The organism is Pseudomonas sp. St316 (genome assembly GCF_018325905.1).
Taxonomy (GTDB): domain Bacteria; phylum Pseudomonadota; class Gammaproteobacteria; order Pseudomonadales; family Pseudomonadaceae; genus Aquipseudomonas.
On sequence record NZ_AP021901.1, the window covers coordinates 3,975,207 to 3,990,669 of the forward strand.

The following is a 15,463-nucleotide window of genomic DNA, read 5'->3' on the forward strand; positions in this document are numbered from 1 at the left end:
TCGCGCCCCGAGATCACCGCGTCACGTTGGTGGACGCTCAGCCATGACGGCTGGTCGCCCGGCCTGTGGCCCGACGCCGCCTAGTGCCTTGTCCACCAGTCGCTGTACCCAATCGGCGTCCCGGTCGTTGACCACGGCGTAACGGTCCGGCGGCAGGCAAGTCCAGCGATGGGATGCCTCCGCGAGGCGCGTGAACTCATCGACGGACATCCAGTACGAAGAGTCCGTCAGCGGCAAAGGTGCACCGTCAAAGCGCTCGCCCAGCGTCACCTGGGTCCCGGGGACAAAGGTAATCGCCAATTGTTGCTGGGGCTTCCTCCGCTCGTCGGGCGCAGGCATTCGCCCTACCCGTCCATGGCGGAAGGCGCCGGCAAACTCCTCCCTGAGAACCAGCCAGTGGCCGGCCGTAGTCATGGCCAGAATCCACTGCGACACGCCAGAGGCTTGCTCGCGCACCAGCGTGTCGTTCTTCCATTGCATGACGCTGTTGCAATCAGGGTCAACGTCGTTGGCCCACAGGCTGATACCCGAAATCAGCGTATGACGTTCAAGCTCGACCACCCCTCGATCCTGCATCGATTGCCAGTAGCGCTTGATCGGATCGCGTGAGTCGCGCAGGTAATTGGACAACGCCCAGCCCGCCACGAAAAGCACAGTTGCCAACACCTGCCAGCCCCAGGATCCGTCGATGATCCGGTCGATATCCAGGCCCGGGACAAACCATTTCTCGACAAGACCCAAGACAATCACGAACGCCAAGCTCGGCAGCATGAGGCCAATGCTCACCGGCGCCGCCAGCACCATGACCCAGCTGAAGCGGTGCATGGATGCACGCTCGCGCGCCCACGCCAACTCCTGTGGGAGCATCGGGGATTGCTCGCGAGGGCCGAGGCCTGGGTCAGGGGTATGCAAGCGGGTGAACCGCGTGACGGCGTCGTCGCTCATGGATGGCGTCATTCCATTGAAATCAGTCGCGCATCTTCGAGGATTTTTCGGTGCGTGGACAGTACCCTCAAGACATAACACACTTTCTGAATCCCGGTCACTGGACCAGCGCTATCGCGAGCATGCCCGCGATAGCGGCAGCGAGTCCAGTATCAGTCCGCCTGCACCGTGACCTGGCGCTGTTCGCCCAAGCCCTGGATTCCCAGGCGCATGGTCTGGCCTGGCCGCAGGAACACCGGGTTGGGCTTGATGCCCAGGCCGACGCCCGGAGGTGTGCCGGTGGAGATCACATCCCCCGGTTGCAGGCTCATGCACCGGCTCAGATAGGCAATCAGCTGCGGCACGCTGAAGATCAGCGTTCGGGTATTGCCGTTCTGATAGCGGTGTCCGTCGACCTCCAGCCACAGGTCCAGCGTATGCGGGTCGGCAATTTCGTCCCGGGTCACCAGCCACGGCCCAAGGGGGCCGAAGGTGTCAAAGCCTTTGCCCTTGTCCCAGGTGCCGCCGCGCTCCAGTTGCCACTCGCGCTCGGACACATCGTTGATGATGCAGTAGCCAGCGACATGCTCCATGGCATTGGCTTCGTCGATGTAGCGCCCGCCTTTACCGATGACCACGCCCAGCTCGACTTCCCAGTCGGTCTTGAGCGAGCCACGCGGGATCTGGATGTCGTCGTTCGGCCCGCAAATGGCACTGGTCCACTTGTTGAAGATGATCGGCTCTTTCGGCACCTCCATGTTCGACTCGGCCGCATGGTCGGCGTAGTTCAGGCCGATGCAGATAAATTTGCCGACCTGCCCGACGCAGGCACCGATCCGTGGCTGGCCGGCCACGAGCGGCAGGCTGCGCGGGTCGAGGGCGGCGAGCGCTGCCAGGCTGTCCGGGCCAAGGACCTGCCCGGCGATGTCCGGCACATGGCCCGAGAGGTCGCGGATCTGATGGTCGGCATCCAGCAACCCGGGTTTTTCCGAACCTTTTTCGCCGTAGCGCAATAGTTTCATGTCGTGCTCCTGCTCAAGTGAAAACTGGGGTCAGATGCTCATGCCACCGTCGATGATGTGAATGGCACCCGTGGTGTAGGCAGACGCATCGCTACCCAGGTACAACGCCAACTGCGCGATTTCTTCAGTGTGGCCGATGCGGCCCATGGGCTGGCGGTCGAGAAACTGCCGGTAGACCTTCGCCTCATCGACGCCCTGCTGCGCGGCCTGGTCGGAGATGCGCTGGCGCAACGAGGGTGAATCCACGGTGCCCGGGCAGATCGCGTTGCAGCGGATGCCCTGGCTGACGAAGTCGATGGCGACGGCCTTGGTCAGGCCCACCACCGCGGCCTTGCTGGTGGCATAGGCAAAGCGATTGGGCACGCCCTTGACGCTGGAGGCCACCGACGACATGTTGATGATCGAACCGCCGCCACGGGCCAGCATGCCCGGCAGGAACGCGCGGATCATGCGGTACATGGCCGTGACATTGAGGTCCATCGAACGTGCCCAGGCGACCTCGTCGCAGTCGAGGACGTTGCCGCTGTGCACGAAGCCTGCGCAGTTGAACAGCACGTCGAGCCCACCGATGCGTTCGCAGGCGGCGCTGATGGCAGCGGTCGAGGTGACGTCCAAGGGCATCGCGGTGATCCCTTCGATCCCCGCCAGTGCCTGGATATCGATGTCAGTGGCGAACACCTCGGCCCCGGCCCGGGCGAAGGCAATGGCGCTGGCCAAGCCAATGCACTGCCCCGCTGCCGTCACCAGTACGCGCTTGTTTTGTAGGTTCATGCGGTCTCCAGTTGCGCTGTCGTGGTGGCGTGCTTGGGTGTCCTGCCGAGCATCGAGGCGGGAATGGCCAGGATCAGTGCGCCGCTGACCAACAGACACAAGGCCAGCACATAGGTGCCGTTGTTGATGTTGCCCGTGAGGGTTTCCGCCACGGCGGTGATCATCGAACCGGTGAAGCCCGACAGGTTGCCGATGGCGTTGATCATGCCAATGCCGGCTGCGGCGGCGACGCCCGACAGCACGGTGCCCGGCAGGGTCCAGAAGATCGGCATCAGGCTGAGGATCCCGGAAGCGGAGACGCTGAGAAAGAGCACGGACAACACCAGGTTGTCGGCGAAGAACGCACTGAGGATCAGGCCGACGCCGCCAATGAAGGCCGGAATCGCCGCGTGCAGGCGCCGCTCACCGGTGCGGTTGGAGTGCCGGGCGTTGAGCAGCATCGCCACCACTGCCACCGAATAGGGAATGGCGGTCAGCAAACCGATGTGCAAGCTATTGGTGATGCCGGTGCTTTTGATGATCGACGGCATCCAGAAGGCCAGGCCATAGAAGCCGGTGTTGAAGGTCAGCAGGATCAGCACCAGCAACCACACCCGAGGATTGAAGAACACTTCGCTCAAGCGCGTGGCCTTGCCCTGGTTGTCGGTTTGCAGATTGGCCTTGAGCAGGGCTTTTTCCGCGACAGACAGCCACTTGGCTTTGTCGATGTTGTCGGCCAGGCAGACGATCACCACGAACGCCATGATGATCGAAGGAATGCCTTCGATGAGCAGCATCCATTGCCAGCCAGACAGGCCATGCACCCCTTGCATGCTGTTCATCAGCCAACCGGAGAGTATCCCGCCCAGCGTCAGGCTGACCGGCAACGCCAGCAGGAACCCGGACATCACCCGGCTCTGCCGATGGGTCGGGAACCAGTAGTTGAGGTACAGGATCACGCCGGGAAAAAATCCGGCTTCACAGATGCCCAACAGAAAGCGCAGCACGTAGAACATGGTGCTCGATTCGACGTGGAACAAACCCGCCAGCGGCACTGTATAGGCCACGGCCATGGACACCACCGCCCAGGTCAGCATGATCCGGGCAATCCAGAACCGCGCGCCAAAGCGATGCAGCAACAGGTTGCTGGGGACTTCGAAGAGGAAATAGCCCCAGAAAAACATACTGGCGCCCAAGGCATACACGGTGTTGCTGAATTGCAGCTCGTTGAGCATATCGAGCTTGGCGAACCCGATGCTCACCCGATCGAGGTACGCCGCCATGTAGCACAACAGCAACACGGGCAGGATCCGCCAGATCACCTTGCGGTAGGTCCGGTCTTCGAAATCCAATTCACAGGCGGGTGCCTGCGCGGGCAACGGCTCGGAGATGGTTTGCATGAGGTAACCCCTGATTGTTTTTATTGGGTCACGTCGAATGAGCGAATCATCCGGCGATTGAACGAGGACTCTACTGTCGGGGATCGATTCTTTCCCAATGGCATTTTTGGATTAGTTGATAACCTTTTGTTATCGATATCGAAGGTTTTGCTAGGGGCTACCGGGTAGCCTAGCGGGAGCAAGCTCCCTCGCCACGGGTCCAACGCAGGCTGATCCGCCGCTATCGCGAGCAAGCTCGCTCCCACAGTTCGTTTGTGTTGACTGGGATCTGTGGGAGCGAGCTTGCTCGCGATAGCGGCAGCCCATTCAACCACTCAGGCGGGCGTTGTCCTTGAGGATCTCGGCAAACTCCAGCGCCGCGCCCACCAACGGCTCATCCTTTCGCGTGAGAATGCCGTAGTCCTGCGGCACCAGGTGCAACGGGGTATCGAGGGTCTTGAGCTGGCCGCTTTCGAGCAGCGGATCGACCATCGCATTGGGTAGCATGCCGATCATGGGCCCGCGTTGCAGCACCTGGAGGAAGGTCTGCATGGAAATGGTGTCGATGGTGTTGCGCGGCATTCCCACCCCGGCCTCGGCGAACGCCAGCTCCATGCGTGCGCGAATCGGCGTGCCGACCGGGTAGAGAATCCATGGCAAGTCCACCAGTTGCTGCAAGGAGACCGGGCCCGCGCCGGCCAACGGATGGCGATAGTTGACCACGATGCAGAACGGTTCCGGAGCCAGCGGCTGGAAATCATAGCGCTGCTGCTGGCTTTGATCGGTAAAACGGGCCACCGCCAGGTCGAGCGTCTTCTCTTCAAGCATCTCCATCAGGTGGTTACTGGTCTGCTCCACCACTTCAATCGACAGCAATGGCCAGCGCTGCTTGATCTGCAGGATCGCCTCCGGCAAAGCCACCGCAGTGGCGGCAAAGATCCCGCCGACTTTGAGAAAACCGTGGCCCCCCTCGCGCAAGCTGCTGATTTGCTCGACGAACGAGCGCGCATCATTCAAGGCAATCTGCGCATACCGCAGTACGTGCTCGCCCAAAGCCGTAGGCGGCATGCTCCGTGGCAACCGCTCGAACAAGGCAAAGCCGAGCAGGCTTTCGATTTCCTTGAGCATCTTGCTGATAGCCGGCTGGCTGAGGTTCATCTGCTGCGCCGCCAGGTGCATGTTGCGGGTGCGCCCCAACGTGTCGATCAGCAGCAAGTGGCGGAATTTGAGCCAGCCACAGAAGCTGGAGAAGGACAGATCTGACATGGCGATTCCTCAGGCCGGCGATAACCCGACGTTATCAAATACTGAATATATCTCATTGGAGTTTATCGAGTGGCCACCCTAGCGTGAAGGCTTTACGAACAGGAAGACTTGCCATGTCGCTACTGCTTACTCCCGAGAACACCCTGCCCGTCGATGGCGTGGCCGGAACCCTGATTGGTCGTGCCTGGGTGCCAGGCCGAATCGCCGGGCCTTCGCCCATTGCGTTGCGCAGCGACGGCGTGTTCGATCTCTCGGAGCGTTTTGCGACGTTGAGTGAGTTACTGGAAACAGAATCGCCGCTGGCCGCCGTGCGACAGACGCCCGGCACCTTCATCGCCAGTGTCCAAGCCCTGCTGGCCAACACCGGCCCTGATACCGACCCAAGCAAACCGTCACTGTTGCCGCCACTGGACTTGCAAGTGATCAAGGCGGCCGGCGTGACCTTCGCCGCCAGCATGATCGAGCGTGTGATCGAGGAGCAGGCCGGAGGCGACGCGGCAAAGGCCGAGGCCGTACGCGCCACCGTGCACAGCGTGATCGGCGACAACCTGCGCACGATCGTGCCGGGCTCCGAGCAAGCCATGCGCCTGAAGGCCTTGCTCATCGAACAGGGCATGTGGTCGCAATACCTGGAGGTCGGCATCGGCCCGGATGCGGAAATCTTCACCAAGGCGCCGGTCCTGGCCGCCGTGGGCAGCGGCAGCCACATCGGCATCCATCCCGGCTCGCAATGGAACAACCCGGAGCCCGAAGTGGTGCTGGCCGTGAACAGCCGGGGCCAGATCCTCGGCGCCAGCCTGGGCAACGACGTCAACCTGCGGGATTTCGAAGGCCGCAGCGCACTGTTGCTGAGCAAGGCCAAGGACAACAACGCCTCCTGCGCCATCGGGCCGTTCATTCGCCTGTTTGACGAACACTTCAGCCTGGATGATGTAAGGGAGTGCGTGGTCGATCTCCAGGTACAAGGCGAGGATGGCTATCGCCTGCACGGCTCCAGCTCCATGAACCAGATCAGCCGCGACCCGCAGGACCTGGCAGGCCAGACGCTCAACGCCAATCACCAATACCCGGATGGTTTTGTGCTGTTTCTCGGTACCCTGTTCGCTCCCACCGAAGACCGTGACCATGCTGGCGGCGGTTTCACCCACAAACGCGGTGACCGGGTCAGCATCAGCAGCCCGTTGCTCGGAGGCCTGCATAACCAGGTGACCCACAGCTGCGATGCCGCCCCCTGGACCTTTGGTTTCAGCGCCTTGCTGCGTAACCTTGCCGCCCGAGGACTGCTGGGCCGCTAAACGCCACGACCGTGACCGATTCATCCAACTACAAGAGAGAAATGAATCATGAGTGACACGCCAAAACGCCGCCTGCGCAGTGAGCAATGGTTCAACGACCCAGCCCACGCAGACATGACCGCCCTGTATGTCGAACGCTACATGAACTACGGGATGACCCGCGAAGAGCTGCAATCGGGACGCCCGATCATCGGCATCGCCCAGACCGGCAGCGACCTGACCCCCTGCAACCGTCATCACTTGGAACTGGCGCAACGGGTCAAGGCCGGTATCCGTGATGCCGGCGGCATTCCCATGGAATTCCCGGTGCACCCGATCGCCGAGCAGTCGCGCCGCCCCACTGCCGCGCTGGACCGCAACCTGGCGTACCTGGGGCTGGTGGAAATCCTCCACGGCTACCCGTTGGATGGCGTGGTGCTCACCACCGGCTGCGACAAGACCACCCCGGCCTGCCTGATGGCGGCGGCGACCACCGACCTGCCAGCCATTGTCCTGTCCGGCGGGCCAATGCTCGACGGCCACCACAAGGGCGAACTGATCGGCTCCGGCACCGTGCTCTGGCATGCGCGCAACCTGATGGCGGCCGGCGAGATCGACTACGAAGGCTTCATGGAAATGACCACTGCGGCATCGCCATCGGTCGGTCACTGCAACACCATGGGCACTGCCTTGTCGATGAACGCTCTGGCCGAAGCCCTGGGCATGTCGCTGCCCGGTTGCGCGAGCATTCCGGCGCCCTATCGCGAGCGCGGGCAAATGGCCTATGCCACCGGCAAGCGCATCTGCGACCTGGTGCTGCAAGACGTACGTCCGTCGCAGATCATGACCCGCCAAGCCTTCGAAAACGCCATCGCCGTCGCCTCGGCCTTGGGCGCCTCAAGCAACTGCCCGCCGCACCTGATCGCCATCGCCCGGCACATGGGCGTCGAGCTGAGCCTGGAAGACTGGCAACGGATTGGCGAGGACGTACCGCTGCTGGTCAATTGCATGCCGGCGGGCAAGTACCTGGGCGAAGGTTTCCATCGCGCCGGAGGCGTGCCCTCGGTCATGCATGAACTGCAAAAAGCCGGGCGCCTGCATGAAGACTGCGCCACGGTCAGCGGCAAGACCATCGGCGAAATCGTCAGCAACAGCCTGACCAGCAACACCGATGTGATCCATCCCTTCGACACCCCGCTCAAGCACCGGGCCGGCTTCATCGTGCTCAGCGGCAATTTCTTCGACAGCGCGATCATGAAGATGTCGGTGGTGGGCGAGGCGTTTCGCAAGACGTACCTGTCCGAGCCCGGCGCCGAGAACAGTTTCGAGGCCCGGGCCATCGTCTTCGAAGGACCGGAGGACTACCACGCACGGATTGACGACCCGGCCCTGGACATCGACGAGCGCTGCATCCTGGTGATCCGTGGCGTTGGCACCGTGGGCTACCCTGGCAGCGCCGAAGTGGTGAACATGGCCCCTCCGGCGGCACTGATCAAGCAAGGCATCGACTCCCTGCCCTGCCTGGGCGACGGTCGCCAGAGCGGCACATCGGCGAGCCCGTCGATCCTCAACATGTCCCCGGAAGCGGCCGTGGGCGGCGGCCTGGCGTTGCTGAAAACCAACGACCGGCTGAAAGTGGACCTGAACACACGTACCGTGAACTTGCTGATCGACGACGCCGAGATGAGCCGGCGCCGGCTTGAGTGGACGCCAAACATCCCACCTTCGCAAACACCCTGGCAGGAACTGTACCGCCAACTGGTGGGACAGCTGTCCACGGGGGGCTGCCTGGAGCCGGCGACGTTGCATCTGCGCGTGATCGCCCGCAGTGGTGAGCCGCGTCATTCGCACTGAGTCCGGGCGGTGCGATTGTTCGCGCGTGTTGAATGCTGATGACAATCCAGAGGGATTTATTCCATGGATCTAACCGTGTCGGGGCCGTTATCGACTTTCTGCGTCAGCGCTTCACGCAACCCTGCCAGGCATTGGACACGCGCCAGCGGTGCGCGTCAGTCCGTAGCATCGTGCGCAGTCGCCGCCACGGCCTGGAGCCCACCAAGGGCATAGCTCATCATGTGGTCGATCAAACCCTGCGGTTCGAGACTCAAGCCTTGCAGTACATGCTGCTGCAACGGCTGATGGGCTATCAGCAAAAAAAGACAGGGGGCGAAGACGCTGATGGCGCTGCGCAACGTTGTCGGATGATCCGCTGGCAAGTTCATGATTTGGCCAAGCAAGCCACGCAGTATGTGCGCCTTGGGAAACGATTGCTCCTTGAGTACCACCTCAAACTCGGGAGAAGGCGAAAGCACTTCGCGCGTGAGCACTTTCAGCGCCCAGCCATCCGGATGGTCGTGCAGGCGCTCGACCAACACGGTGATGAGGGCACGTAATTTGTCTTGCGGCGAGCCGGGCCGCTCGTTAAGCGAAACCAGAGTTTCCATCCGCACCAACCGAGCGTGGGCTTCGAGCAACACCGCGCGGTACAGGCCCTCTTTGTTCACGAAGTGATAGTTCACCGCCGCACTGTTGGCTTGCGAACGTTCGCAAATCTGCTTGCTGGTGGTGTTGGCCAACCCTTGTTCGGCAAACAACTCACCCGCCTTTTCCAGAATCTGCAGCCGCGTTGCCTGCCCATCGAGTCGCGAAGCACGAGGCAAGGAAGGCTTGCCAATGGCATTGTCCATGAGCTCATCTCTTTATAGTTCTAATTCAAATTTGACTTTTTATTTCGGCCTACCTATTTTGGTCCCGTCATTGTCCCTTTACAACACCGCGCGAGGACTTCGTAGCCGATGCTGCGAGCTTTTCACGCACTACCAAGGAAATACCGTCATGGAAGCGCGCGTAATGACACCTTTCACCTACTTCTCATTGCCAATGCAGAAGCAGTTCCTGGCCAACCAGCGGGCCATCCAAGGCAAACCCTACGCCGACTTTTTCCGCTCCAAGATCAGCGTGCCGCTCAGCGCCGTCGAAAAAATACAGCAAGGCCCCATGCCCCTGGCTGACACCTTGACGCCCAGCGTTGAAGACCTTAACCGCATGCTCGCCGCTGATTTCATTAGCGAAGAGGCCGGATACGCGCTGCTGCCAGGGCCGATGGCCTACGTGCAAAGTCGCAAGTTTTTCCCCAACTGCACAGCCGAGATGCTCAAGTGGTGGTTCATGTGGCATCCACTGGAAGCTGAACGCTACACCCTGTGGTTTCCTTACGCCCATGTGGAAAACCCCTGCGTTCATCACGAGCGCCTCCTCGACGACTCCCTGAGCTTTGAGGAGCGCTTGTATGGCAATACTTTCTGCGCCTCTGAGTACGTCGGTGACCGCCTCATGCACCTGCACATTGATTTCAGGGATCCCTGCGAGCTGGGCTTCTGTCCGGACCTGTACCGCGAATCCAAAATAGACGGCAGTGTCAGCGCCTTGATGAGCCTGGCCCACGAACCGCAAGTGCCGGTGTCGCTGATGGCGCACTTGTTCAAGGAATGCCCGGAGGGTTTGTACCTGACGAGCCGTTATTGGGTCGGCAGCCACCCTGCCATGCAGCGTTTTCCAGGCGCCGAGCGAGCTGCTCAGCTACTGGAAGAAAACGGCCTGGGAGAAGTGGAGCTGGAAACCCTGGCTTATGAATTTGCGGTGCATGATTTGTGTGAGTTCAACCACCTGGCCAGCATCCTGCCGAGCCTTCATGCACGATTCAGCGGCGCAAAGTAAGGGCAACCCCACCCGATAATCAGGCTTCGGCGGTGTCCTGAACCGCTGCCGAAGTCGTGCGCAGTACCCCGTTCAGCAGAAGTGTCGTGAACTCATTGATGTCCGCCTCCACCTCCAACTGCTCGGTCAAAAGCCGGTACCAGCAAAATCCAAAGATCATGTCCAGGAGCAATTCACGCGACGTATCCTTGGGTAACTCGCCTTGCTGAATGGCATTTTCCACCAACTTGCGAGGCAGCTCCCTGCGCCGCTCCATGAATTCGTCTTTCAGCTTGGGCAGCGTGCTGGGATCGAGCTGGGCCTCAGCAATGACACACCGAAAAGCCTCCCCGCAAATCGTTTCTCGCCAGACCTTCCATAGATTAAGCAGCAAGAAATTGAGGTTCTCCTTGAATGAGCCTTTATCAGGCTCTTTGCGAATCTGTTCGCTTTCACTCTCGTAGACCTCGGCGATCAAGGCTGCCTTGTTACCCCACCACCGGTAGATGGTTGGTTTGCTCGCGCCCGCACGGCGGGCCACAGCCTCGATACTCAACCCCGAGTAACCGCACTCCTTGAGGGTTTCTATGGCAGAAATGATGATCGCTTTGTGCGTGTGAGGGCTCCTCAATGAGCCAATGGAGCTCCGAGATGGTTTACGGGCCATAATTCAAAATCTCCAATATGGCGCTTGACAAAAGAGACTCAGGGTATAGGATTCTCTCGAAAAGCAATGAAACGGATCGTTTCGTTTTGTATGTTTAATTGATCTCAGCTTCTGCTTTGCAGCGGGCCTCTGGAGCAGTTCGTACCTCTATATAGGGAATTCCCGGAAGGAAAGTCATAAAATTTTAACGCGACCTTAACGATACGGCACGTTTCGTATCATACATAATAAATGAACAAGAACAAAGCCATTGTTCACATGCTGACCGGTAGGTTCTGCCTCTTGAACCCGCCGATTTACGGGCATAGGACCGCCAGTATCGCTTTGCGGGCAACAATAGATAGTTTCTAAATATTTCATGCGCTTGTCACGGCTCCCCGCCAACAGGTGAAAGAACGGAATCTGGAGGATGTACACATGAATAGAGTAGGAATTGTGAGCTATGGCGCGGGTATCCCGGTCTGCCGGCTCAAGGTGGACGACGTGATCCAGGTGTGGAAGAACACCGATCTGAGCTTGGTAAAGGGTCAATTGGGCATTATTGAAAGGGCCGTACTGCAACCCGACGAAGATGTCATAACCTTGGGTGTCCTTGCCGCCCAACGCGCGCTGGACAAGGCGCCGCCTTGCTCCCTTGAAGCGCTTTATCTTGGCACCTGCACCAATCCGTATGACTCCCGGGCCTCAGCCGCGATCATCCTGGAAATGCTCGGCTGCGGCTATGACGCCTTTTGCGCAGACGTGCAGTTTGCCGGCAAATCAGGCACCAGCGCCCTTCAGATTGCATATGCCTTGGTAGCATCGGGCATGGTGGGCAACGCGTTGGCGGTGGGCGCCGATACGATCAACCGCAACACCGCCCCCGGCGATTTGACAGAATCCTACGCCGGAGCGGGCGCCGCTGCCCTGCTGTTGGGTAGAGAAAATGTGATCGCGCATTTTGACGCAAGTTTTTCCTGCGCGGCGGATGTCGCTGACAACATCAGGCCTCAAGGGGACCGCTATATCCGCTCGGGAATGGGATTGGGCTCGGACAAGAACAGCATCGGCCTTGAAGACCAGACTCGTCGCGCCGCCTCGGGATTGATGGCCAAGATCCATGCGCAGGCCGGTGATTTCGATTATGTCGTCTTCCAACAGAACCTGGTGTCGACCCCCTACTCTCTCGGCAAGCACCTGGGATTCACGACGGCGCAAATCGAACCTGGCATCTATGCCCAGAGTGTCGGTGATGCTGGGGCAGCAAGCCCTTTGCTGGGCTTGGTCAACGTCCTCGATCAAGCGCGTCCCGGTGAAAGAATCCTGGTGGTTTCCTATGGGTTTGGTGCGGGCAGCGATGCCATCGCCTTGACCGTCACCGATGCCATCGAAGCCTATCAAAAGACCAACGTTCCGCTGCGCACGCTGCTGGAGGATAAGTACTACGTGGATTACGGGACGTCGATCAAGTACGAGTTCAAATACTTGCGGCCCGCCTATGCCCTGACGGCCTATCTCTGACTCCAATCCATCCTGCAAGGAGCACCTTTTTATGTCCGCACGACGCGTTGCTATCGTTTCGGCTGCCTATACCCCTAAACCGGGCAGTTCCAGAGTTCGTCAGACTTTCAAGGAGATGATCGTCGAGTCCGCCTACCAAGCGCTCAACGCCATCAAGATGCATCCCCGCGAACTCCAGGCAGTTGCCTATGGTTACCACGGTGAAGGCATTTCCGAATACGGAGGCCTGGGCCCGACCATTTCCGATGCCCTGGGTATCAGCCCTGCCCCCACGTTCATGAGTACGGCCAACTGCACCAGCAGTTCGGTGTCTTTCCAGATGGCTCACCAAATGGTCGCCTCAGGTGAATACGACATCGTCCTGTGCGGCGGCTTTGAAAAAATGACCGACCACATCAACTACGCCGAGTACATTGGCTCGAGCACTGAATGTGAATACGATTATTTCCTGGGCATCTCACACACAGACGCCTTTGCCCTGGCAACCGCCGAATATTTTGAAAAGTTCGGTTATGCAGGACGCGAAGCGGATGTACTGGCAACGTTTGGGCGACAGATGCGCATCTATGCCCATAACACCCCCACGGCCACCCGTTATGGCGTACCAATTCCGTCCCTCGAAACACTCAAGAGCAGCGAAGCGTGCGGCTCCATGTTGGCCTGGGGTGAAGCCAGCGGTTGCGCCATCCTGGTTGCCGAACATCTTGCGCACCGTTACACGACCCAACCGGTATTTATCCGGGGCTGTGCCTACACCGGCGTATCGCACTATTTCGGCACGCGCTATCACAACCCGACGCTGCAATTTCCGGGGCTGCCAAAAGATGTAGGCATGGCGGTTTCCGCCAACTCGATGGCCTGCGCCGAAATCGCCTACAAAAAAGCCGGTATCACCGCAAAAGACATCGATGTGGCGCAAGTCTACGACTTGCTGGGCGCCGGGTTGATTCAAATGGAGTCCATGGGCGTATGTGGTCCGGGCCAGGCAGGCGACTTTGTATTGGAAGGCGGCATAGCCCTTGATGGGCAACTTCCCCTGAACACTGACGGGGGCAACATCGGACGCGGCCACGCCTCCGGTTGCGATGGGATTTTGCACATCACTGAATTGTTCCGACAGCTTCGCGGCGAGTCCAACAACCAAGTCAAAGGCGCTCGTATTGGCGTCTCGCAAAACCTGGGCGGTTATGCCGCGCACAACAGCGTCATTGTGCTTTCCAACGATTAAGGAGCCGACCATGTCCCTTTACCCTGAACAAATTCACCGCATGACCACCGCCAGCATGTTGCGCGAGTGGCGCGAGCACGGCGGCAAATACCGTCTCGAAGGCAGCCGCTGCCAGGATTGCGAAGAAATTTTCTTCCCTCGGCGCACCGTCTGCGGCGCGTGCAATTCGTTGAATGTAGAACCGTATCGCTGCGCACGCACCGGCACGATCCAAGTCAGCGCCCATGCCGAGAACCCCATACTGGCAGCCATGGGCTATGGCGAAACCGTGCCCCGCTTCATGGCGATGGTGCGCCTGGACGATGGCCTGGTGATTGCCTCGGAAATCGTTGACGTCATCGATCCGCGGCAAGTCGTCAGCGGTGCGCCCGTGCGCATGGTTATTCGAAAACATGTCCGGGAAAGCAACTTGGCCTGGCAATATGCCTACAAGTTTGTCTTGGTGAAATAACAAACAAGACGTCCGCCACAGCCCGCGCTATCGATAACAACAGTCAAGTTTTTTGGCCTCCCAGCCCGTTGCTTTGATTCTGTTTTTCAGAGTCCTGCTTTGCTGCCATTGCCTTAAACGTGTTTCTAACTTTATTGGCTATTAGCCGAGGACTTGTCATGTCTACTCTTTGCAAACCCAGTCTGCTGTTCCCGCAATACAAGATCACTCAGCAACAAATGATCGAGCATCTAGAGCAATTGCATGATGATCATCCACGAATGGCACTTGCCAAACGAATGATTCAAAACACACAGGTGAACGAACGGTACTTGGTCCTGCCTATCGATGAACTGGCGGTGCATACCGGCTTTACTCATCGCAGCATCGTTTATGAGCGCGAAGCCCGCCGCATGTCATCCATCGCGGCGCGCCAAGCCATTGAGAATGCCGGGCTGACCACCGACGACATTCGCATGGTCGCGGTGACATCGTGCACCGGGTTCATGATGCCTTCGCTGACGGCCCACTTGATCAATGACCTGGGCCTGCGAACGTCGACCGTACAACTGCCCATCGCTCAATTGGGCTGCGTGGCGGGCGCTGCGGCGATTAATCGAGCCAATGACTTCGCCAGCCGGGCGCCGGACAACCATGTCCTCATTGTCTCCCTGGAGTTTTCGTCGCTCTGCTATCAACCCCAGGACACCAAGTTGCACGCGTTCATATCGGCGGCGTTATTCGGCGATGCCGTATCGGCCTGCGTCATGCGCGCCGATGACCAGGCGCCTGGTTTCAAGATCGCCAAGACCGGGTCTTACTTCCTGCCTGACAGCGAGCACTACATTAAGTACGACGTTAAAGACAGTGGCTTTCACTTTACCCTGGACAAGGCCGTCATGAACTCCATCAAAGATGTCGCACCGATGATGGAGGAGTTGAACTACGAGACCTTCAATCAACATTGCGCTCAAAATGACTTTTTCATCTTCCATACCGGCGGACGGAAAATTCTTGATGAACTGGTCCTGCAACTGGACCTGGAACCCGGCCGGGTCGCGCAGTCTCGTGACAGCTTGAGCGAAGCCGGGAACATCGCCAGCGTGGTGGTCTTCGATGTGCTCAAGCGCCAGTTTGACAGCGGGCCCGTCGATGGCGCGACAGGCATGCTGGCGGCCTTCGGCCCCGGTTTCACCGCTGAAATGGCAGTGGGCAAGTGGGTTGCCTGACAGCCCCGATAAAACACCGGCACTTAGCCAGGGGCACACCTGCCCCTGGCTGCAGGCGTATCGATCGCAGGCGTTCACCTCGTTCGAGAGGGCTTCGA

At 59.5% G+C, this 15,463-nt stretch carries 14 protein-coding genes; 7 read left to right on the forward strand and 7 right to left on the reverse strand.

Translation table 11 applies throughout. The features are described from left to right. Positions 1 to 21: 21 nt before the first annotated feature. The 5 genes from KI237_RS17490 to KI237_RS17510 all read right to left on the reverse strand — a co-directional run bounded on the left by KI237_RS17490 (position 22) and on the right by KI237_RS17510 (position 5,341). A complete protein-coding gene (locus KI237_RS17490; protein ID WP_212796333.1) occupies positions 22 to 945 on the reverse strand; it encodes a hypothetical protein in 924 nt (307 codons plus the stop codon). 152 nt (positions 946 to 1,097) lie between these two features. Next, on the reverse strand, positions 1,098 to 1,946 hold the full coding sequence (locus tag KI237_RS17495; protein ID WP_212796334.1) for an ureidoglycolate lyase: 849 nt from the start codon (positions 1,944 to 1,946) through the stop codon (positions 1,098 to 1,100). 30 nt (positions 1,947 to 1,976) lie between these two features. Then, positions 1,977 to 2,717: an SDR family oxidoreductase gene (locus KI237_RS17500; protein WP_212796335.1), complete on the reverse strand. Its 741-nt coding sequence runs from the start codon at positions 2,715 to 2,717 to the stop codon at positions 1,977 to 1,979. After that, a complete protein-coding gene (locus tag KI237_RS17505) occupies positions 2,714 to 4,096 on the reverse strand; it encodes an MFS transporter (RefSeq protein ID WP_212796336.1) in 1,383 nt (460 codons plus the stop codon). The genes KI237_RS17500 and KI237_RS17505 overlap by 4 nt, the downstream gene beginning before the upstream one ends. A gap of 306 nt (positions 4,097 to 4,402) precedes the next feature. Further along, positions 4,403 to 5,341: a LysR family transcriptional regulator gene (locus KI237_RS17510; protein ID WP_212796337.1), complete on the reverse strand. Its 939-nt coding sequence runs from the start codon at positions 5,339 to 5,341 to the stop codon at positions 4,403 to 4,405. A 113-nt stretch (positions 5,342 to 5,454) separates the two neighbouring features. Between KI237_RS17510 and KI237_RS17515 the strand changes: the two genes are divergently transcribed. Further along, positions 5,455 to 6,636: a fumarylacetoacetate hydrolase family protein gene (locus tag KI237_RS17515; RefSeq protein ID WP_212796338.1), complete on the forward strand. Its 1,182-nt coding sequence runs from the start codon at positions 5,455 to 5,457 to the stop codon at positions 6,634 to 6,636. A 48-nt stretch (positions 6,637 to 6,684) separates the two neighbouring features. Continuing rightward, positions 6,685 to 8,469: an IlvD/Edd family dehydratase gene (locus tag KI237_RS17520; RefSeq protein WP_212796339.1), complete on the forward strand. Its 1,785-nt coding sequence runs from the start codon at positions 6,685 to 6,687 to the stop codon at positions 8,467 to 8,469. 155 nt (positions 8,470 to 8,624) lie between these two features. Here the strand turns inward: KI237_RS17520 and KI237_RS17525 are convergent, their stop codons facing one another. Beyond that, entirely contained in the window at positions 8,625 to 9,302 is a 678-nt protein-coding gene (locus KI237_RS17525) for a TetR/AcrR family transcriptional regulator (RefSeq protein WP_212796340.1), read from the reverse strand. 148 nt (positions 9,303 to 9,450) lie between these two features. Between KI237_RS17525 and phlG the strand changes: the two genes are divergently transcribed. Then, positions 9,451 to 10,332 carry a 2,4-diacetylphloroglucinol hydrolase gene (phlG, locus tag KI237_RS17530; protein ID WP_212796341.1) on the forward strand — a complete coding sequence of 294 codons (882 nt, stop codon included), beginning with the start codon at positions 9,451 to 9,453 and terminating at the stop codon, positions 10,330 to 10,332. A 19-nt stretch (positions 10,333 to 10,351) separates the two neighbouring features. On the opposite strand, the gene KI237_RS17535 is transcribed toward phlG, so the two are convergent. Beyond that, positions 10,352 to 10,978, reverse strand: a complete 627-nt coding sequence (locus KI237_RS17535; RefSeq protein WP_212796342.1) for a TetR/AcrR family transcriptional regulator — start codon at positions 10,976 to 10,978, stop codon at positions 10,352 to 10,354. Positions 10,979 to 11,395: 417 nt separating this feature from the next. On the opposite strand from KI237_RS17535, the gene KI237_RS17540 reads away from it, so the two are divergent. The 4 genes from KI237_RS17540 (at position 11,396) to KI237_RS17555 (ending at position 15,365) form a co-directional block, all read left to right on the forward strand. Beyond that, a complete protein-coding gene (locus KI237_RS17540; RefSeq protein WP_212796343.1) occupies positions 11,396 to 12,478 on the forward strand; it encodes a hydroxymethylglutaryl-CoA synthase in 1,083 nt (360 codons plus the stop codon). Between the two features lie 31 nt (positions 12,479 to 12,509). Next, positions 12,510 to 13,706, forward strand: coding sequence for a thiolase family protein (locus tag KI237_RS17545; RefSeq protein ID WP_212796344.1), 1,197 nt, complete (start codon positions 12,510 to 12,512; stop codon positions 13,704 to 13,706). Between the two features lie 10 nt (positions 13,707 to 13,716). Next, on the forward strand, positions 13,717 to 14,157 hold the full coding sequence (locus KI237_RS17550; protein ID WP_014337947.1) for a Zn-ribbon domain-containing OB-fold protein: 441 nt from the start codon (positions 13,717 to 13,719) through the stop codon (positions 14,155 to 14,157). 158 nt (positions 14,158 to 14,315) lie between these two features. After that, positions 14,316 to 15,365: a type III polyketide synthase gene (locus KI237_RS17555; RefSeq protein WP_212796345.1), complete on the forward strand. Its 1,050-nt coding sequence runs from the start codon at positions 14,316 to 14,318 to the stop codon at positions 15,363 to 15,365. The last annotated feature ends 98 nt before the right edge of the window (positions 15,366 to 15,463 follow it).

What these genes read in the sequence shown, in the direction of transcription:
- phlG (WP_212796341.1), top strand. Translation starts at nt 9,451, where the DNA reads ATGGAAGCGCGCGTAATGACACCTTTCACCTACTTCTCATTGCCAATG.
- KI237_RS17520 (WP_212796339.1), top strand. Translation starts at nt 6,685, where the DNA reads ATGAGTGACACGCCAAAACGCCGCCTGCGCAGTGAGCAATGGTTCAAC.
- KI237_RS17535 (WP_212796342.1), bottom strand. Translation starts at nt 10,978, where the DNA reads ATGGCCCGTAAACCATCTCGGAGCTCCATTGGCTCATTGAGGAGCCCT.
- KI237_RS17545 (WP_212796344.1), top strand. Translation starts at nt 12,510, where the DNA reads ATGTCCGCACGACGCGTTGCTATCGTTTCGGCTGCCTATACCCCTAAA.
- KI237_RS17540 (WP_212796343.1), top strand. Translation starts at nt 11,396, where the DNA reads ATGAATAGAGTAGGAATTGTGAGCTATGGCGCGGGTATCCCGGTCTGC.
- KI237_RS17505 (WP_212796336.1), bottom strand. Translation starts at nt 4,096, where the DNA reads ATGCAAACCATCTCCGAGCCGTTGCCCGCGCAGGCACCCGCCTGTGAA.
- KI237_RS17550 (WP_014337947.1), top strand. Translation starts at nt 13,717, where the DNA reads ATGTCCCTTTACCCTGAACAAATTCACCGCATGACCACCGCCAGCATG.
- KI237_RS17555 (WP_212796345.1), top strand. Translation starts at nt 14,316, where the DNA reads ATGTCTACTCTTTGCAAACCCAGTCTGCTGTTCCCGCAATACAAGATC.
- KI237_RS17500 (WP_212796335.1), bottom strand. Translation starts at nt 2,717, where the DNA reads ATGAACCTACAAAACAAGCGCGTACTGGTGACGGCAGCGGGGCAGTGC.
- KI237_RS17525 (WP_212796340.1), bottom strand. Translation starts at nt 9,302, where the DNA reads ATGGACAATGCCATTGGCAAGCCTTCCTTGCCTCGTGCTTCGCGACTC.
- KI237_RS17490 (WP_212796333.1), bottom strand. Translation starts at nt 945, where the DNA reads ATGAGCGACGACGCCGTCACGCGGTTCACCCGCTTGCATACCCCTGAC.
- KI237_RS17510 (WP_212796337.1), bottom strand. Translation starts at nt 5,341, where the DNA reads ATGTCAGATCTGTCCTTCTCCAGCTTCTGTGGCTGGCTCAAATTCCGC.
- KI237_RS17515 (WP_212796338.1), top strand. Translation starts at nt 5,455, where the DNA reads ATGTCGCTACTGCTTACTCCCGAGAACACCCTGCCCGTCGATGGCGTG.
- KI237_RS17495 (WP_212796334.1), bottom strand. Translation starts at nt 1,946, where the DNA reads ATGAAACTATTGCGCTACGGCGAAAAAGGTTCGGAAAAACCCGGGTTG.